10 protein-coding genes, 18 tRNA genes and 3 rRNA genes are annotated in these 19,107 nt (G+C 42.7%); all 31 read right to left on the bottom strand.

Going from position 1 to position 19,107, the window contains the following annotated elements; all coding sequences use genetic code 11:
* Nucleotides 1-19: 19 nt before the first annotated feature.
* Nucleotides 20-3,745, bottom strand: coding sequence for a phosphoribosylformylglycinamidine synthase (locus NYE32_RS00220; protein WP_037599461.1), 3,726 nt, complete (start codon nucleotides 3,743-3,745; stop codon nucleotides 20-22).
* Between the two features lie 66 nt (nucleotides 3,746-3,811).
* Complete coding sequence (gene purC / locus NYE32_RS00215) at nucleotides 3,812-4,519, bottom strand: phosphoribosylaminoimidazolesuccinocarboxamide synthase (protein ID WP_339157034.1); 708 nt, start codon at nucleotides 4,517-4,519, stop codon at nucleotides 3,812-3,814.
* Nucleotides 4,520-4,777: 258 nt separating this feature from the next.
* Nucleotides 4,778-5,023: a phosphopantetheine-binding protein gene (locus NYE32_RS00210; RefSeq protein WP_002889565.1), complete on the bottom strand. Its 246-nt coding sequence runs from the start codon at nucleotides 5,021-5,023 to the stop codon at nucleotides 4,778-4,780.
* Nucleotides 5,023-6,027 (bottom strand): phosphate acyltransferase PlsX, encoded by a 1,005-nt coding sequence (gene plsX, locus NYE32_RS00205; protein ID WP_013989885.1) that lies wholly within the window; start codon nucleotides 6,025-6,027, stop codon nucleotides 5,023-5,025. The genes NYE32_RS00210 and plsX overlap by 1 nt, the downstream gene beginning before the upstream one ends.
* A gap of 211 nt (nucleotides 6,028-6,238) precedes the next feature.
* Nucleotides 6,239-7,012, bottom strand: coding sequence for a DNA repair protein RecO (gene recO / locus NYE32_RS00200; RefSeq protein WP_037599465.1), 774 nt, complete (start codon nucleotides 7,010-7,012; stop codon nucleotides 6,239-6,241).
* Nucleotides 6,999-8,174 carry a pyridoxal phosphate-dependent aminotransferase gene (locus NYE32_RS00195; RefSeq protein ID WP_037599467.1) on the bottom strand — a complete coding sequence of 392 codons (1,176 nt, stop codon included), beginning with the start codon at nucleotides 8,172-8,174 and terminating at the stop codon, nucleotides 6,999-7,001. The genes recO and NYE32_RS00195 overlap by 14 nt, the downstream gene beginning before the upstream one ends.
* A 91-nt stretch (nucleotides 8,175-8,265) precedes the next feature.
* Entirely contained in the window at nucleotides 8,266-9,231 is a 966-nt protein-coding gene (locus NYE32_RS00190) for a ribose-phosphate diphosphokinase (RefSeq protein WP_002886286.1), read from the bottom strand.
* A 211-nt stretch (nucleotides 9,232-9,442) separates the two neighbouring features.
* Nucleotides 9,443-10,954 carry a CHAP domain-containing protein gene (locus NYE32_RS00185; RefSeq protein WP_037599470.1) on the bottom strand — a complete coding sequence of 504 codons (1,512 nt, stop codon included), beginning with the start codon at nucleotides 10,952-10,954 and terminating at the stop codon, nucleotides 9,443-9,445.
* 84 nt (nucleotides 10,955-11,038) lie between these two features.
* Entirely contained in the window at nucleotides 11,039-11,563 is a 525-nt protein-coding gene (gene mreD / locus NYE32_RS00180) for a rod shape-determining protein MreD (protein WP_037599472.1), read from the bottom strand.
* Between the two features lies 1 nt (nucleotide 11,564).
* The gene (mreC, locus tag NYE32_RS00175; protein ID WP_037599475.1) at nucleotides 11,565-12,395 is read right to left on the bottom strand and encodes a rod shape-determining protein MreC; all 831 of its coding nucleotides are present in this window, start codon (nucleotides 12,393-12,395) and stop codon (nucleotides 11,565-11,567) included.
* Nucleotides 12,396-12,453: 58 nt separating this feature from the next.
* A tRNA-Ser gene (locus NYE32_RS00170) sits at nucleotides 12,454-12,541 on the bottom strand.
* Nucleotides 12,542-12,545: 4 nt separating this feature from the next.
* Nucleotides 12,546-12,619 (bottom strand) — tRNA-Ile (locus NYE32_RS00165).
* Nucleotides 12,620-12,650: 31 nt separating this feature from the next.
* Nucleotides 12,651-12,721: transfer RNA gene (locus tag NYE32_RS00160), tRNA-Gly, on the bottom strand.
* Nucleotides 12,722-12,730: 9 nt separating this feature from the next.
* Nucleotides 12,731-12,803: transfer RNA gene (locus NYE32_RS00155), tRNA-Phe, on the bottom strand.
* Nucleotides 12,804-12,806: 3 nt separating this feature from the next.
* Nucleotides 12,807-12,880: transfer RNA gene (locus NYE32_RS00150), tRNA-Met, on the bottom strand.
* Nucleotides 12,881-12,889: 9 nt separating this feature from the next.
* Nucleotides 12,890-12,979 (bottom strand) — tRNA-Ser (locus NYE32_RS00145).
* 19 nt (nucleotides 12,980-12,998) lie between these two features.
* Nucleotides 12,999-13,072, bottom strand: a tRNA-Ile gene (locus tag NYE32_RS00140).
* A 16-nt stretch (nucleotides 13,073-13,088) separates the two neighbouring features.
* Nucleotides 13,089-13,162: transfer RNA gene (locus NYE32_RS00135), tRNA-Met, on the bottom strand.
* A gap of 5 nt (nucleotides 13,163-13,167) precedes the next feature.
* Nucleotides 13,168-13,241, bottom strand: a tRNA-Pro gene (locus NYE32_RS00130).
* Nucleotides 13,242-13,247: 6 nt separating this feature from the next.
* A tRNA-Arg gene (locus NYE32_RS00125) sits at nucleotides 13,248-13,321 on the bottom strand.
* A 14-nt stretch (nucleotides 13,322-13,335) separates the two neighbouring features.
* Nucleotides 13,336-13,421, bottom strand: a tRNA-Leu gene (locus NYE32_RS00120).
* A gap of 6 nt (nucleotides 13,422-13,427) precedes the next feature.
* Nucleotides 13,428-13,499, bottom strand: a tRNA-Gly gene (locus NYE32_RS00115).
* Nucleotides 13,500-13,505: 6 nt separating this feature from the next.
* A tRNA-Thr gene (locus NYE32_RS00110) sits at nucleotides 13,506-13,578 on the bottom strand.
* Nucleotides 13,579-13,590: 12 nt separating this feature from the next.
* A tRNA-Leu gene (locus NYE32_RS00105) sits at nucleotides 13,591-13,672 on the bottom strand.
* A gap of 5 nt (nucleotides 13,673-13,677) precedes the next feature.
* Nucleotides 13,678-13,750, bottom strand: a tRNA-Lys gene (locus tag NYE32_RS00100).
* A gap of 19 nt (nucleotides 13,751-13,769) precedes the next feature.
* Nucleotides 13,770-13,842 (bottom strand) — tRNA-Asp (locus NYE32_RS00095).
* A gap of 2 nt (nucleotides 13,843-13,844) precedes the next feature.
* Nucleotides 13,845-13,917: transfer RNA gene (locus tag NYE32_RS00090), tRNA-Val, on the bottom strand.
* Nucleotides 13,918-13,922: 5 nt separating this feature from the next.
* Nucleotides 13,923-14,038 (bottom strand): 5S ribosomal RNA (gene rrf / locus NYE32_RS00085).
* Nucleotides 14,039-14,121: 83 nt separating this feature from the next.
* Nucleotides 14,122-17,021: ribosomal RNA gene (locus NYE32_RS00080) — 23S ribosomal RNA — on the bottom strand.
* A gap of 146 nt (nucleotides 17,022-17,167) precedes the next feature.
* A tRNA-Ala gene (locus NYE32_RS00075) sits at nucleotides 17,168-17,240 on the bottom strand.
* Nucleotides 17,241-17,294: 54 nt separating this feature from the next.
* A 16S ribosomal RNA gene (locus NYE32_RS00070) occupies nucleotides 17,295-18,842 on the bottom strand.
* Together the 16S, 23S and 5S rRNA genes with 18 tRNA genes alongside form the textbook arrangement of a ribosomal RNA operon.
* Nucleotides 18,843-19,107 lie beyond the last annotated feature (265 nt).

Raw genomic sequence — 19,107 nt, 5'->3', positions numbered from 1 at the left:
GAGTACACTTGGCACTCTATTATTTTCCAGTAAAGTATTTAACCGCTGACGCAAAGAGGTGTTGGTCTTTATTTCCTGGAATATTTTGGAAAAGACCGTCTTCGAAACGTTCTGAGTGACCCATCTTACCAATAATTTGACCGTTCTTACTTGTGATACCTTCGATAGCATTCACAGATCCGTTAGGATTGTATTTTGAATCCATGCTTGGTTTACCTTCGAAGTCAACATATTGGGTAAAGATTTGACCATTGTCACGAAGCTCTGCAAATTCCTCAGCTGTCACGACAAACTTACCTTCACCGTGTGATACTGGGATGGCATGGATGTCACCAACTTCTACTCCGGCAAGCCATGGTGAGTTCGTGTTGGCAATACGTGTTTCAACCATCTTAGCCACGTGTTGGTTGGCATCATTGTAGAAGAGGGTTGGACTAGTACTGCTTGCATCTTCAAAGTTACCATATGGAAGAAGACCTGATTTGACAAGAGCCTGGAATCCGTTACAGATACCGATAATCAAACCACCACGTTCGATGAAGCTATCGATGGCTGCACGTACTTTTTCATTGAGCAAGATGTTAACGATAAATTTAGCTGATCCATCTGGTTCATCGGCTGCTGAGAAGCCACCTGCAAAGAAGATAATGTTAGCTTTTTCGATATTGTCAACCATGGTGTCAACAGACTTGACAATAGCCTCTTCGTTAAGTGTTACAAATGGTACTAAGTTGACTTTTGCACCTTCTTTTTCAAAGGCCTTAGCTGAATCGTACTCAGAGTTAGTACCTGGGAACACTGGGATGTAAACCACTGGTGTATCAACTGTTTCTTTAGCTTTGATAACAGCATCTGATGCCACAGTAGGTACTTCTTCCAACTCAGTTGCTTGTGCAAATTCCGTTGGGTAAACCTCTTCCAATTTACCTTGGAAGGCACTGTCAAGTTTGTGTCCATCAAGCGTTACACCATTGACAGTAAGTGTAAAGTCAGCTGCTGTTTGTCCAATCTTGGCAACCCCTGCAATATCTTCCGGAGATGTGAAGACGAATCCACCCAATTGAGCTGTCAAGGCAGTCTCAAGATTTTCAAGGGTTACAGTGGCACTAATATGGTTACCAAATGTTGCAAGGGCAAGAGCTTCAACAACACCACCATATTTGACAGCTGATGCTGCTGTCACTTTGTGATCAGCTTGGATGGCTTCAAACTTAGCAAAGTTAGACTTGATGAGATCGAAGTCAATTTCTTGTGCCAAAGCTTGACCTGGGATGTAATAGATATTTTCACCAGCAGCTTTAAATTCTGGAGAAAGGACCTTACGGCTATCTGCAGTTGTGACACCAAAAGCAACCAAGGTTGGTGGTACTGTCAATTCTTCAAAGGTACCAGACATAGAGTCTTTACCACCGATAGATGGCAACCCAAGTTGAATCTGAGCTTCAATTGATCCAAGAAGAGCTGATACTGGTTGACCAAAACGCTCTGCTTGTTTATCCATACGCTCGAAGTATTCTTGATAAGAGAAACGAGCCTTAGACCAGTTTGCACCAGCAGCAACCAAGCGAGCGGTTGCTTCGATGACCGCATAAGCCGCACCATGATATGGAGACCATTCTGCTACATAAGGGTTGAACCCTTGCGCCATAACAGAAGCAGTTGTTGTCACACCATGTTGGACTGGCAATTTCTGTACAGAAGCTTCAGTTGGTGTAATTTGGTAGCGACCACCAAGTGGGTGATTGACTGTTGAACGACCAACTGAGCTATCAAAGATAGTTTGCAACCCTTTTTGACTGGCATGGTTAAGATCAGCCAAGACTTCAAGAGTATCAGCTTCAAGGGTTTCGGCAGATGTTTGGCGTTCTTCTGGAAGCTTGACATCCTTGTCAACTACCTTAGCATCCACAACTACACGCACACCGTTTGTATCAAGGAAACGACGTTCCAAATCAACGATGGTTTCGCCATTCCAGTGCATAACAAGATTTGGTTTTTCAGTCACTGTCGCAACGACAACAGCATCAATATTTTCTTTATTACATTCAGCAACGAAGGCGTCTACATCATCTGGACGAACCACTACAGCCATACGTTCCTGAGACTCAGAAATGGCAATTTCTGTACCGTTCAAGCCTTGATATTTCAATGGCACTTTGTCTAGATCAATTTCAAGACCATCTGCCAATTCACCGATAGCCACACAGACACCACCAGCACCAAAGTCATTTGATTTCTTGATAAGACGTGTCACTTCCCCATTACGGAAAAGACGTTGAATCTTACGTTCTTCGATGGCATTCCCTTTTTGAACCTCAGCACCAGCTGTTTCAACAGATTCAACCGTTTGAACTTTAGATGAACCTGTCGCACCACCGACACCATCACGTCCAGTCTTACCACCGAGCAAGATAATCACATCACCTGCTTCAGGTTTTTCACGGACAACATTTTCCTTAGGAGCCGCACCGACCACGGCACCTAGCTCCATACGCTTAGCAACGAAACCTGGGTGGAAATATTCACGAACATAGGTTGTTGCAAGACCAATTTGGTTACCGTATGAAGAATAACCGTGAGCTGCTGTTTTAGAAATCACTTGTTGTGGTAATTTACCAGCACGAGTTTCAGCAATTGGTGTTGTAATATCACCAGCACCTGAGATACGCATGGCTTGGTAAACATATGAACGACCTGACAATGGGTCACGAATGGCTCCACCAATACAAGTAGCTGCACCACCAAATGGTTCAATTTCAGTTGGGTGGTTGTGAGTTTCGTTCTTGAACATGAGAAGCCATGGTTCTTTCACACCATTGACATCCACTTCAATTTCAACTGAGCAGGCATTGATTTCATCAGACACTTCCATGTCATCCAAACGACCATTAGCACGCTCATAACGGCCAAAAATAGTCGCCATATCCATCAAGGTTTGAGGTTTTTCTGTACGTCCCAACTCATCACGCATGGTGATATATTTGTCATAAGTCGCTTGCAATTGTTTTTGGAATTTAGAAGCTGAGAAGTCGATATTCTTCAACTCCGTCTCAAAAGTTGTGTGACGGCAGTGGTCAGACCAATAAGTATCCAAAACTTTCAACTCAGTCTCAGTAGGCACACGTCCAATAGACTTGAAGTAATCTTGAATGAAGAGAAGGTCATCCACTTCCATTGCCAATCCTTGCTCTGCCTTATACTTAGCAAAATCTTCTGCCGTATAAGTTTCAAAGAAATCCAAACTTGGAATGGTCTTGTCAGACTCAGAGAAATCCTGTTTAGCAATGCCAACAGTGATGTCTTTGAAACGAGAATCCACTGGGTTCAAGAGGTAGTTTTTGACAGCTTCCAACTCATTCGCATCAATATCCTTGTTAACCAAGTAAAGTTGCGCTGTGTTCACCGTTACATCATTTGAACTACCAAGCAAAAGCAAAGCTTCCTGTGAAGATGCCGCACGTTGGTCAAATTGACCAGGCAAACTTTCGATAGCAAAGAAAGCATACTTCTCAAGATCAGCCTTAACCGCAGCTTCATCCAAAACAGTATCGGTCACTTGCTCAGAGAAGATGTGTTTTTCCGCACACGCAAACAAGTCCTCTGCCAAATTAAAGACATCGTAAACTTGAACAATACGAAGATCATTCAAAGTTTTCAACTGAAGATTATGCTTTAATTCTTTTACTAAAGAGTGAGATTTCACACGAAAATCAGCTTTTTTCTCAACGAAAATACGTTTATCCATTTTATTTCCTTTATCTATTTCTACTTAAAGATTGTAGTGAAGACCAAGTATTCTATTTGTAAAAGGCTACTTCAATCCTTGTAATTTTTCCAATACAACTTCATAAACATCTGTCAAGCTACCAAGATCACGACGGAAGACATCCTTGTCCATATGGTGCCCTTCAGCATCCCAAAGGCGGCAGTTATCTGGTGAAAATTCATCTGCCAAGATAATTTTGCCATCCTTATCAAAACCGAATTCCAATTTGAAGTCAATCAAACGAAGACCAATTTGTACAAACCAATCTTTCAGCAATTCATTGATACGACGCGTTTCTTCCTTGATATAAGCAATTTGTTCATCATTGGCAATATCCAAAAACTTCACATGCTCGTCATTGATGAATGGGTCATCCAAATCATCGTTCTTATAGTAAAATTCAACGATAGGAGTTTTCAAGTCCAAACCTTCTTCCACGCCAAAACGTTTAGAAAAAGAACCCGCAGTCACGTTACGAAGAACAACCTCCAAAGGAATGATTTTCACTTTCTTGTTGAGTTGTTCTGTGTCAGAAATACGTTCGATAAAGTGAGTAGCTACACCCGCAGCATTCAATTTTTCAAAAATAAGAGACGAAATCTGATTATTTAGCACACCCTTTCCCTTAATAGTCTCCTTACGAGCACCATTAAGCATAGTTGCTTGGTCCTTATAGACCGACTTAATCACATTTTCGTCTTCTGTACTATAAATATCTTTAGCTTTACCAGTATAAATTAGTTGGTTTGACATGGTATTGTTCGCCTTTCAAGTTTATTCGTCTTAATTATACCACACCAAAATCCAAAAACCAACATATAGCAAACTTTATTACTTGAGTAAAAAAACAACGTTCGTGTTTTAGTTCTTTTTTAGAGTTTCTTAATAAATAATGTATAGAAAAAAGGAGTGTGACAGAACTAAATCCATATAACATTTAGTTTCTTGCCTCACTCCAACAAAATAACAATCGTATAGTACACAATTATTATATTATTATGTCTAGCTTTCTTATTCTTTATTCAATTCCTCAGACAAATAGTCCAACAAATCAGCTACCTTAACCATATGGTCAATAGTATCATCGGAAATCTCAAGAGCAAACTCATCCTCCAAATTAATAATGAATTCCATAAGCTCTATTGAATCTACACCCAAGTCATCTAATTTGGTGTCTTCGGTTAAAACAATGTCCTCTTTACCCATCTGCTCTTGAATAACGAGCTGCATTTTCTGAAGAATTTCTACTCTACTCATCAGTTAGCCTCCTCTTTCGGACTAAAGGCTTCAACTAGCTGCTCAACAACCTTCGTATCAAGCATCGTACGAACCTGTTTAATGGTGTAGTAAACAGCCTTAGCATCACTAGATCCATGACATTTTACTACGGGAGCTTTAAGACCAAAGAGAACCGCACCTCCGGCGCTAGAGTAATCCATAGTCTCTTTCATACCTTTTAGACTATCCTTCAATAGGAAGGCACCTAACTTAGCTTTAAGACCACCATTCATGATAGCTGACTTAAGAGTCTTCATGGCACCAAGTCCCGTTCCTTCAATTGCCTTAAGAACTGCATTTCCTGTGAAACCATCAGCGACTACTACATCAGCAGCTCCTGACATAATTTCACGCGCCTCAACATTACCAACAAAGTTAATACTTGGCTCCTTAGATAGGAGTTCAAAAGCCTCCTTACGAAGACTATCCCCCTTTGTTTCCTCAGTCCCATTATTAAGGAGACCTACACGAGGGTTGGCAATACCACGCACATTTTTAGCATAGAAAGAGCCTAAAATAGCATATTGATGCAAATGACTAGCTGTATTTTCCGCATTTGCACCTAAATCAAGCATATCAAAGGGTTGACCAGTAAAACTTGGCATTGTTGACATAAGACCTGGACGCTCAACTCCCTTAATACGTCCGACCACGAAGAGACCTGCGGCAAGAAGGGCACCTGTATTTCCCGCAGAAATCACGGCACCTGCTTTTTTCTCCTTAACAGCTTGTGCACCTAAGACCATTGAAGCTTTTTTCTTCTTGCGAATAGCTTTAGCTGGCTCATCATCCGAATTTATCTTTTCATCAGTATGCACAATGCTCACACGTTCATTTGCTGTCAAATAAGTCTTGATTTTAGCTTCATCACCATAAAGCTGGATTTCAATATCTTTGAAATCTGCTATAGCTTGGTTGACTCCCTCTACAATTGCTTGTGGCGCATTATCGCCACCCATAGCATCTACTGCAATTACATGCATAGCATTCTCCCTCTCGTCCTCTGCCATAAAAAACAAACTCAGATTTCTTTCAATAAAATATTAGGTAACTAAAATAGACTAGTTCACTGTTTCTAGCAGAGTCTTTCAGCTTATTATCTTATTATTATAGCACGAACTGACCTGCATTTTAACCCCTGAGACTGAAAACCATTACTTTCCTGTTTCACGTGAAACAAAAAGAAGATAATGTCTAGTCAGCACTATCTTCTTTATTCATAATATGGCCCCAAGAATTTAGATTATCAATAAATTTCTTACTTTTAAGATGTATTCCAACATAATTATCATAGAGGTCATCGATAAAATATCGTAGCTTTCGTTTCATGTCATCCTTAACAGATATGCTTCTCAATTCTTCAAAGGAAAGCCCCTGAAAACGATCTAAAAGATAAGGCACATTAGGGTCCAAGTGACTACGCCTTTCATCCTCTGCATAGTGATTTGGACAAAGTAGCCCCGAGAACTTAAACGAGAAATCAAAAGGAAGACCTACACGATGACAAAAGACACACTCGTGAAAATTCAAGCGTACGCCGAAACGGTCTAAAACCTGAATCTCAAAGATATTAGTCAATATTTCATAATCCAAGCCTTCTTCCATTAATTCAAGCGTCTTCTCCAAGAATACAAATAATTGCGCATCTGGCACACCATCAGCAATAGTAGCATCTGTCAATGCAGCCAAATAAGTCGCATAAGACAGCTTGAAAATATCGCTTGTAATTTCCTTGAAGGACTCTACCTGGCTATAATCTTCTATGAAAGATAGACCTTCATCATTTACAGTCATCATGAATTCAGCGATGGTCAAAGGTTGAATGACAGCACTTAATTTACCTGCTCCACCACCTCTAACAAAAAACATCCGTTTACCAGCTTGCTCGGTAAAAATTTTAACTAGTTTATCATTCTCACGATAATTACGATTGAAGAGGACAAGCCCTCTACTCTCAAGCTTCTGCATGTTCTTCCATAAACTCTTTCAAACGAGTCATAGCTGTTTCAATAGTATCCATGCTAGCCGCATACGACAAGCGAACAAAGCCTTCGCCATACTTTCCAAAAGCGACCCCTGGGATAATCGCAATAGCTTTTTCACGAGCAAAGTCTTGGCAGAACTTAAAGGAGTCTTGAGTATACCCTTCTGGAATCTTAGCAAAGATGTAGAAAGCACCATCAGGTTTAATAATTCTGAAATCAAGTTCAGTCATTTTTTCAAGAATATAATCACGACGCTTCAAGTACTCAACTTTCATTGGTTGGGCATCATCCTTACCAGCAGATAAGGCTTCAATAGCTGCAAATTGTGCCATAGTAGCTGCAGCTGTTACCAAATACTGGTGACTCTTAATCAACTGAGCCGTTAAAACTGCAGGTGCAAAAATCAAACCAATACGCCAGCCTGTCATCGCATGAGATTTAGACAAACCATTAATCAAAATTGTTTGTTCCGGCAAATACTCAGCAATAGATACATGTTGGTCCACATAAGTTAGCTCAGAGTAAACTTCATCACTAACAACAAAAATATCGTATTTTTTCAGAACTTCAGCCAAATCTTTAATCTGTTGACGTGAGTAGGTCACACCGGTTGGGTTGGTTGGGTAGTTAAGCAAAACGGCTTTGAGCTTATCTCCCTGCTCCAAAATTGCCTTTTCTAACATCTCCGGAGTCAAAACAAAATCATTAGCTGTTGTATCAATTTCAACAATTTCAGCACCAACTAGATTTGCAATCGGCTCATATCCAGGATAGGCTGGTGCAGGTAAAAGAATCGTATCTCCTGGCTCCAAAATCGCTGTCAAAGTTGCAGAAAGGGCTTCTGTAGCTCCAATAGTCACCAATATTTCATTTTCTGAGTTATAAGTAAGATTGTATTTTTCCTTAACAAACTCCGCAGCTGCTTGACGTAAGGCAGGAAGCCCTGCCATACCTGTATAGTGCGACTGGTTAGCATCGATAGCAGATTTAGCAGCCTCTTTTACATGATCTGGAGTTGTAAAATCAGGTTCACCAAGTGTCAACTTTTTGATCCCTGGTACATCTGAAATTGATTGGTCAAACTGACGAATCATTGAAACTTCAATCTTATCTAAATTTTTATTAAAACGTTGTGTTAAATCCATCACAGTCACCTCTTTGCAATTATGCCTAACATTATATCAAAAACTCAAACGCATTTAAACACCAAAAAAGCTAGCCTAAGCTAGCTTTAGTCTATTTATGGCCCATTTCAAACAAAGGTGACAATGGACGTTTTTCATGAATACGAATAATTGCCTCTGAAATCAAATCAGCAATTGAAATTTGTTCAATTTTATCAATCAAACGTTCTTCTGGAAGATAAATCGTGTCCAATACGACAAGCTTCTCAATAGCAGATTTTTGAATATTATCAAGTGCTGGACCTGACAATACAGGGTGAGTACATGAAGCATAAACATGAGTTGCACCAGCTTCAGCAAGCGCATCCGCCGCATGACAGATTGTACCCGCAGTATCAATCATATCATCAATCAAGATACATGTTTTACCTTCAACGTTACCAATAATATTCATAACCTCAGAAGTGTTCATTTTATCAACACTACGGCGCTTATCAATGATTGCAATTGGTGTTTTCAAACATTGAGCAAGTTTTCGTGCACGAGTCACACCACCATGGTCTGGAGAAACAACAACAACATCATCCCCAGTAAGACCAGCACGATCAAAGTAATCTGCGATAAGTGGCGCCCCCATCAAATGGTCTACAGGAATATCAAAGAATCCTTGAATTTGAGAAGCATGGAGGTCAACTGTCAAAAGTCGATCAACACCTGCAACCTCAAGCATATTAGCAACCAACTTAGATGTGATTGGTTCACGTGAACGTGCCTTACGGTCTTGACGTGCATAACCATAATAAGGCATAACAACACTGATTGTTTCTGCACTTGCACGTTTTAGCGCATCAACCATAATCAAGATTTCCATCAAGTTATCATTTACAGGAGAGCTTGTAGATTGAAGAATAAAAACGTGATGACCACGGATAGATTCTTCAATATTAACTTGAATCTCACCATCTGAAAATTCACGAACACTTGATTTTCCGAGTTCAATACCCATTTTATCAGCAACTTTTGCTGCTAATTCCTGGTTAGACGATAAAGCAAACAACTTCAAATTCGTATAAGACATGATTTCCTCCAAAATATCTACTAAACCATTCTACCTTTTTTTAGATTGATTTTCAATGCAAAATAAATGGTGTCACAGTAACTTAACAAGACTAAAAAGATTTAACCTTAACCTCGACATTTTCCCGTCTAAAAGCTGTTCCAGAAAGTAAAGACATTTTGCCATAAAATAAAAACGACTCGAGAAAATTCGAATCGCCTTTTTGTGTTCATTATGGGTAAATATAATATACAGAACCACCGTGAGCTGAAGATGTTGGATCAAATGTACCACGGTAGTTACCGATTGACATGTTACCAGCATAGTTTGATTCCATAACTTGAATTGAATTTGCACCTGATGCTGATGTTACGTAAGCTACGTGACCATAACCACCACCATCATTTGGCCAAACCGCAATTGCACCGGCTACAGGAGTCGTACCAACTGAGTGACCAGCTGCTTGTGCGCTAGCAATCCAGTTTTTAGCATTACCCCAGTAATTACCAACCCATGAAGCTAATGATTTAGCACCCCAAGTACATTGACCAACTGGATATGTATTAGGAGTTGATGCTGCTGATACTTTAGGTGTTTCAGCAGCAGGAGCTGGTGCTTCTGAAGCTGCAGGTGCTTGACTTGCTGGTGCTTCAGATGTTGCCGCAGGTGCTTCGCTAGCAGGAGCTTCTGAAGCTGCTGGAGCAGCTGATTCTGGTTGTGCTTCAGATGTTACTGGGGCAGCAGGCTCTTGTTGTGCCTCTGACGCAGCTGATTCTGGCTGTGCTTCAGATGTTGCTGGAGTAGCAGGCTCTTGTGTTGCTTCTGAAGTTGCAACAGTTGGCTCTTGAGTAGTTTCTGAAGTTTCTGATGAAACCGGTTCTTGTGCTACTTCTGAGGCTGTCGCTGTTTCTGAAACAGTAGCTTCAGAAGGTTGAGCTACAGCTTCTGAAGTTGCTGCCGCCTCTGATTGAGCTACAAATGCTGCCGCTTCTGAAGATGCTACTGCTTGTGCTGCTGCCTCTGATTCTGCAATTGCTTGAGACTGAGCAACTGAGGCTGCAGTTGAAGCTGCCACAGCTTCTGCAGTTGATTTAGCAGAAACAAGTGATGTTTTTTCATCTTGTGCTGTAGCCAATTCTGCAGCCAAAGTAACTTGTGCTGCTTCTAGTTCAGCTTGTTGAGTTGTCAAACCAGCTTCTGTTGTTTCAAGCTCAGCTTTATTAGTTGCAATTTCATTAATAGCAGCTTGGTTTTGTTCTTGCTTTGCAGCAAGCTCTTTTTGATCAGACTCTTGTTTTGTCAACATGTCATTATTAGCCGTAACAACTTTTGAAATAGCTGTGATACGAGTAATAGCTTCAGAGATTGACTTAGAGTTCAAGATAGAGTTGATGTAGCTAGTCGCAGTATTATTTTGTTGAGCACTACGAGCTTGTTTCGCCAAAGAATCTTGACGAGCTACAATTTTACTTGATAATTCTTGAATTTCAGATTCCAAATCTGCTGATACTTTTTCAAGTTCAGCATTTTTAGTTTCCAAATCTGATTTTTGTGTTCTAAGTGTAGATACTTGAGATTGGATTGTAGCAACTTGCGCTTGTGCAGTCTCTTGTTGAGAAGCAAGGTTACTAATTGCGTTATCTGCAGCAGCGATTTGCGAATCATAATCCTCTGCATGTACTGATGCAGCTGCTGATAAGGTTACACCACTTACCAACACTGCTGAAAGAATACGTTTTTTCATAATATAAAATACTACTCCTTTTCGATAAGACCTTCTTATTGTATCAAAAAATGGCGCAAACTTTGTTACGCCAATATTACAGTTCTATTTAAATCTATCAACTGACAGATACAAAAATAATTTTTCAAGAATAGGTTTAATAAAGATAAAGATCAAAAGATTAAACACTATACTAGGACTTAGTTGATAAATAATAAAATCCGTCACAGACTCATTGGAGAAACCATAGAATAAGGCAAAGCCAAAATTTATGGTATCAAAGAGAAATAAGAATAAAAACATTAACAAAAAATCAACATAGGTATTTCTCTTAACAATTCGACCTAGCTGAGTTAACAGATAGCATAACAGTGGCAGAGTTAGAATCACTATACCAACTGTTTTGAAATAATAGGTATCATAAAGAAATCCAAAACAAATAAGGTAAAGAAATGCATACTTATTTGGAAAATCAAGAGTTAAGATGAAAATATAAATAATAAAAAGATGAGATGATAGAAAAAATTCAGGGGATAAATAATGATTAAGTATCATAGAAATATGACCATCCCATAGAAAAGGGACAATACTCAGTAAGAAAGGAATAATAGAATACTTGGACAATTTCATATTATTTACCATCTCCAACTAAAGTAACATAAGAAATTTTATCAAAATCAGCATAAGGTTTTACCAAAATCGTACGATTTCCTTCATAATCAATAACAGAGTCTACAGTACCAATTGGAACATCCTTTACTGATACATCATCAAGACCACTTGTGACTACTACAGTGCCGACCTTAACGTTAGAAGATGAATTGAGTTGTGTCATCTCTAATAGCTTCTTTTTATTGTCATAACGTGATATAATCCCGAAAATCTGATTATCGTCCTCTGATTTAACACTAGATGCAAGGTAGCTATCACTAGAACTACTAGAAAGTAAAGAAATAGTTGTTGTATCATTATAAACTTTAGTTACAAATCCAATAACTCCACCATTAGAAGTTGCTAGCATAGATTTACTAACATTCTTAGACTTACCCACATTAATAGTTAACTCTTTTAACCAAGTCACAGAAGGTCTCATAGAAACTTCAGCAGTGAGAACATTATCACGACTTAGCTTGTCCGAAAGATTAAGAGATGCTCTTAAAGAATCATTCTCTTCTTGCAAGTTAGAAATAATAGCCGATTGATTTTCTAAATTTGACAAAGATTTTTTTAAATCACGATTCTCAGAATAAGTTGATAAAAGATCAGAAAGCACATTGTGAGATTTTGATAGTGCAGTAAATGGAACTGAAACAACAGAGTCTACTTTTGTAACCAAACCAGATACATTAAAAGAGATATCCTTCGTTAATTTTTTATTAGTAAAGACAAAAGAAAAAAGCATTACAAAAAATAGAATAATAATAAACCCATAAAGAAGAAATCGATAAAAACTATTTTTCATTTTGTCACCTCAAAAAAAAGAAAACGAATTATCTAAAAGATAATTCGTCATAATACTACGGAGAATGGGGGATTCGAACCCCCGCGCCAGTTACCCGACCTAACGATTTAGCAAACCGTCCTCTTCAGCCTCTTGAGTAATTCTCCAATATGGGCACGAGTGGAATCGAACCACCGACCTCACGCTTATCAGGCGTGCGCTCTAACCATCTGAGCTACGCGCCCAAGCAAATGCTTGGCTATAATATCCAAATAAAGCGGGTGACGAGAATCGAACTCGCGACAACAGCTTGGAAGGCTGTAGTTTTACCACTAAACTACACCCGCTTAATAAAATGGCGCGAGACGGAATCGAACCGCCGACACATGGAGCTTCAATCCATTGCTCTACCAACTGAGCTACCGAGCCATATTGCGGGAGCAGGATTTGAACCTACGACCTTCGGGTTATGAGCCCGACGAGCTACCTAGCTGCTCCATCCCGCGTTAATTATAAGGAGGATGTGGGATTCGAACCCACGCACGCTTTTACACGCCTGACGGTTTTCAAGACCGTTCCCTTCAGCCGGACTTGGGTAATCCTCCAAATATTATAATTAATATATGGACCTTGTAGGACTCGAACCTACGACCGCTCGGTTATGAGCCGAGTGCTCTAACCAGTTGAGCTAAAGGTCCAAGAAATCCATATATATAGCGGCGAAGGGGATCGAACCCCCGACCTCCCGGGTATGAACCGGACGCTCTAGCCAGCTGAGCTACACCGCCATAAATCGGGAAGACAGGATTCGAACCTGCGACCCCTTGGTCCCAAACCAAGTGCTCTACCAAGCTGAGCTACTTCCCGATAAAATGCACCCTAGAGGAGTCGAACCTCTAACCGCCTGATTCGTAGTCAGGTACTCTATCCAGTTGAGCTAAGGGTGCTCATTATTTTATTATGCCGAGGACCGGGATCGAACCGGTACGAAAGTTTCCTTTCGCAGGATTTTAAGTCCTGTGCGTCTGCCAGTTCCGCCACCCCGGCTCCTCAAGCGAACGACGGGATTCGAACCCGCGACCCCCACCTTGGCAAGGTGATGTTCTACCACTGAACTACGTTCGCATTTTATGCCGGCTACATGACTTGAACACGCGACCCTCTGATTACAAATCAGATGCTCTACCAACTGAGCTAAGCCGGCTAACTTTTCTAATGCGGGTGAAGGGACTTGAACCCCCACGCCGTTAAGCGCCAGATCCTAAATCTGGTGCGTCTGCCAATTCCGCCACACCCGCATATATGACCCGTACTGGGCTCGAACCAGTGACCCATTGATTAAAAGTCAATTGCTCTACCAACTGAGCTAACGAGTCTCAAATATTTCTACTTGAACGGTCCCGACGGGAATCGAACCCGCGATCTTCGCCGTGACAGGGCGACGTGATAACCGCTACACCACGGGACCTATGGGAGTTAACGGGATCGAACCGCTGACCCTCTGCTTGTAAGGCAGATGCTCTCCCAGCTGAGCTAAACTCCCTTTGTGCTAAGCGACTACCGTATCTAACAGGGGGCAACCCCCAACTACATCAGGCGTACTAGGGCTTAACTTCTGTGTTCGGCATGGGAACAGGTGTATCTCCTAGGCTATCGTCACTTAACTCTGAGTATTCTCAACTCAAAATTGAATATCTATACTGTATCAAGAAACCAAATCGTTGTCAATATGTCTCAGTTACTTTCTTTGGATAAGTCCTCGAGCTATTAGTATTAGTCCGCTACATGTGTCACCACACTTCCACTTCTAACCTATCAACCTGATCATCTCTCAGGGCTCTTACTGATATAAAATCATGGGAAATCTCATCTTGAGGTGGGCTTCACACTTAGATGCTTTCAGCGTTTATCCCTTCCCTACATAGCTACCCAGCGATGCTCTTGGCAGAACAACTGGTACACCAGCGGTAAGTCCACTCTGGTCCTCTCGTACTAGGAGCAGATCCTCTCAAATTTCCTACGCCCGCGACGGATAGGGACCGAACTGTCTCACGACGTTCTGAACCCAGCTCGCGTGCCGCTTTAATGGGCGAACAGCCCAACCCTTGGGACCGACTACAGCCCCAGGATGCGACGAGCCGACATCGAGGTGCCAAACCTCCCCGTCGATGTGAACTCTTGGGGGAGATAAGCCTGTTATCCCCAGGGTAGCTTTTATCCGTTGAGCGATGGCCCTTCCATGCGGAACCACCGGATCACTAAGCCCGACTTTCGTCCCTGCTCGAGTTGTAGCTCTCGCAGTCAAGCTCCCTTATACCTTTACACTCTGCGAATGATTTCCAACCATTCTGAGGGAACCTTTGGGCGCCTCCGTTACCTTTTAGGAGGCGACCGCCCCAGTCAAACTGCCCGTCAGACACTGTCTCCGATAGGGATAACCTATCTGGGTTAGAGTAGCCATAACACAAGGGTAGTATCCCAACAACGCCTCACTCGAAACTGGCGTCCCGAGGTCATAGGCTCCTACCTATCCTGTACATGTGGTACAGATACTCAATATCAAACTGCAGTAAAGCTCCATGGGGTCTTTCCGTCCTGTCGCGGGTAACCTGCATCTTCACAGGTACTAAAATTTCACCGAGTCTCTCGTTGAGACAGTGCCCAAATCATTACGCCTTTCGTGCGGGTCGGAACTTACCCGACAAGGAATTTCGCTACCTTAGGACCGTTATAGTTACGGCCGCCGTTTACTGGGGCTTCAATTCATACCTTCGCTTACGCTAAGCACTCCTCTTAACCTTCCAGCACCGGGCAGGCGTCACCCCCTATACATCATCTTACGATTTAGCAGAGAGCTGTGTTTTTGATAAACAGTTGCTTGGGCCTATTCACTGCGGCTGACCATAAGTCAGCGCCCCTTCTCCCGAAGTTACGGGGCCATTTTGCCGAGTTCCTTAACGAGAGTTCTCTCGCTCACCTGAGGCTACTCGCCTCGACTACCTGTGTCGGTTTGCGGTACGGGTAGAGTATAATTAACGCTAGAAGCTTTTCTCGGCAGTGTGACATCACTAACTTCGCTACTAAACTTCGCTCCCCATCACAGCTCAATGTTATAGATATAAGCATTTGACTCATATCACACCTCACTGCTTGGCCAGACACTTCCAATCGTCTGGTTTAGTTAGCCTACTGCGTCCCTCCATCACTATATACTCTAGTACAGGAATATCAACCTGTTGTCCATCGGATACACCTTTCGGTCTCTCCTTAGGTCCCGACTAACCCAGGGCGGACGAGCCTTCCCCTGGAAACCTTAGTCTTACGGTGGACAGGATTCTCACCTGTCTTTCGCTACTCATACCGGCATTCTCACTTCTATGCGCTCCAGCACTCCTCACGGTACACCTTCTTCGCACATAGAACGCTCTCCTACCATACCTATAAAGGTATCCACAGCTTCGGTAATATGTTTTAGCCCCGGTACATTTTCGGCGCAGGGTCACTCGACTAGTGAGCTATTACGCACTCTTTGAATGAATAGCTGCTTCTAAGCTAACATCCTAGTTGTCTGTGCAACCCCACATCCTTTTCCACTTAACATATATTTTGGGACCTTAGCTGGTGGTCTGGGCTGTTTCCCTTTCGACTACGGATCTTAGCACTCGCAGTCTGACTGCCGATTATATCTCGTTGGCATTCGGAGTTTATCTGAGATTGGTAATCCGGGATGGACCCCTCACCCAAACAGTGCTCTACCTCCAAGAGACTTAACATCGACGCTAGCCCTAAAGCTATTTCGGAGAGAACCAGCTATCTCCAAGTTCGTTTGGAATTTCTCCGCTACCCACAAGTCATCCAAGCACTTTTCAACGTGCCCTGGTTCGGTCCTCCAGTGAGTTTTACCTCACCTTCAACCTGCTCATGGGTAGGTCACATGGTTTCGGGTCTACGACATGATACTAATGCGCCCTATTAAGACTCGGTTTCCCTACGGCTCCGTCTCTTCAACTTAACCTCGCATCATATCGTAACTCGCCGGTTCATTCTACAAAAGGCACGCTCTCACCCATTAACGGGCTCGAACTTGTTGTAGGCACACGGTTTCAGGTTCTATTTCACTCCCCTCCCGGGGTGCTTTTCACCTTTCCCTCACGGTACTGGTTCACTATCGGTCACTAGAGAGTATTTAGGGTTGGGAGATGGTCCTCCCAGATTCCGACGAGATTTCTCGTGTCTCGCCGTACTCAGGATACTGCTAGGTATAAAGACTATTTCGAATACGAGGCTATTACTCTCTTTGGCCTACCTTCCCAGGTAGTTCTTCTATAATCTTTAAGTCCACGTTGCAGTCCTACAACCCCGAAGAGTAAACTCTTCGGTTTGCCCTCTTGCCGTTTCGCTCGCCGCTACTAAGGCAATCGCTTTTGCTTTCTCTTCCTGCAGCTACTTAGATGTTTCAGTTCACTGCGTCTTCCTCTACATTACCTTAACAGTAATGAGTGACAGGCATTACCTGCCGGGTTCCCCCATTCGGACATCTCTGGATCATTGCTCACTTACAGCTCCCCAAAGCATTTCGTCGTTAGTCACGTCCTTCATCGGCTTCTAGTGCCAAGGCATCCACCGTGCGCCCTTATTAACTTAACCTTATTTTGGTCTTTCGACCTAACTCATTAAATATTCACAGCGTTTCGGTTTATTTTCTTGTTACTATCTATATGTAATTAATTACATATGGAATTTGATATAGATATTCAATTTTCAATGGACAATACTTGAATCTTTCGATTCAATGGAGCCTAGCGGGATCGAACCGCTGACCTCCTGCGTGCAAAGCAGGCGCTCTCCCAGCTGAGCTAAGGCCCCACAAGACCTCTCAAAACTAAATAAGAAACTCAAGTACATTCCGTTTTTCCTTAGAAAGGAGGTGATCCAGCCGCACCTTCCGATACGGCTACCTTGTTACGACTTCACCCCAATCATCTATCCCACCTTAGGCGGCTGGCTCCAAAAGGTTACCTCACCGACTTCGGGTGTTACAAACTCTCGTGGTGTGACGGGCGGTGTGTACAAGGCCCGGGAACGTATTCACCGCGGCGTGCTGATCCGCGATTACTAGCGATTCCGACTTCATGTAGGCGAGTTGCAGCCTACAATCCGAACTGAGATTGGCTTTAAGAGATTAGCTTGCCGTCACCGACTCGCAACTCGTTGTACCAACCATTGTAGCACGTGTGTAGCCCAGGTCATAAGGGGCATGATGATTTGACGTCATCCCCACCTTCCTCCGGTTTATTACCGGCAGTCTCGCTAGAGTGCCCAACTGAATGATGGCAACTAACAATAGGGGTTGCGCTCGTTGCGGGACTTAACCCAACATCTCACGACACGAGCTGACGACAACCATGCACCACCTGTCACCGATGTACCGAAGTAACTTTCTATCTCTAGAAATAGCATCGGGATGTCAAGACCTGGTAAGGTTCTTCGCGTTGCTTCGAATTAAACCACATGCTCCACCGCTTGTGCGGGCCCCCGTCAATTCCTTTGAGTTTCAACCTTGCGGTCGTACTCCCCAGGCGGAGTGCTTAATGCGTTAGCTGCGGCACTGAATCCCGGAAAGGATCCAACACCTAGCACTCATCGTTTACGGCGTGGACTACCAGGGTATCTAATCCTGTTCGCTCCCCACGCTTTCGAGCCTCAGCGTCAGTTACAGACCAGAGAGCCGCTTTCGCCACCGGTGTTCCTCCATATATCTACGCATTTCACCGCTACACATGGAATTCCACTCTCCCCTTCTGCACTCAAGTTTGACAGTTTCCAAAGCGAACTATGGTTGAGCCACAGCCTTTAACTTCAGACTTATCAAACCGCCTGCGCTCGCTTTACGCCCAATAAATCCGGACAACGCTCGGGACCTACGTATTACCGCGGCTGCTGGCACGTAGTTAGCCGTCCCTTTCTGGTAAGCTACCGTCACAGTGTGAACTTTCCACTCTCACACTCGTTCTTGACTTACAACAGAGCTTTACGATCCGAAAACCTTCTTCACTCACGCGGCGTTGCTCGGTCAGGGTTGCCCCCATTGCCGAAGATTCCCTACTGCTGCCTCCCGTAGGAGTCTGGGCCGTGTCTCAGTCCCAGTGTGGCCGATCACCCTCTCAGGTCGGCTATGTATCGTCGCCTAGGTGAGCCGTTACCTCACCTACTAGCTAATACAACGCAGGTCCATCTTGTAGTGGAGCAATTGCCCCTTTCAAATAAATGACATGTGTCATCCATTGTTATGCGGTATTAGCTATCGTTTCCAATAGTTATCCCCCGCTACAAGGCAGGTTACCTACGCGTTACTCACCCGTTCGCAACTCATCCAAGAAGAGCAAGCTCCTCTCTTCAGCGTTCTACTTGCATGTATTAGGCACGCCGCCAGCGTTCGTCCTGAGCCAGGATCAAACTCTCATTAAAAATTTAATAATTGTTCGAGCGTTAACTCATTACCGTCATCTGACGATTTATTCTTGTAAATTGACAGGTTATAATTTCTTCTATCATAACCCTGCACTTGGTTTCTTATTCAGTTCTCAAAGGTCTTTGTCTCTCTTAAGACAACTCCTATATTCTAGCAAATCTAGAATAGTTTGTCAACACTTTTTTCGAAGTTTTTTTACTTCTCGTGTTCGCCGCCCCTTCCGAAACAGCTTATTTATAATATCATCTCTGACTTACCTTG

The sequence above is a fragment of the Streptococcus sp. FSL R7-0248 genome, assembly GCF_037967965.1.
Classification (GTDB): Bacteria; Bacillota; Bacilli; order Lactobacillales; family Streptococcaceae; genus Streptococcus.
Note: the sequence above shows the minus strand (reverse complement) of the source record. Positions and strands in the feature narration are given on the sequence as shown.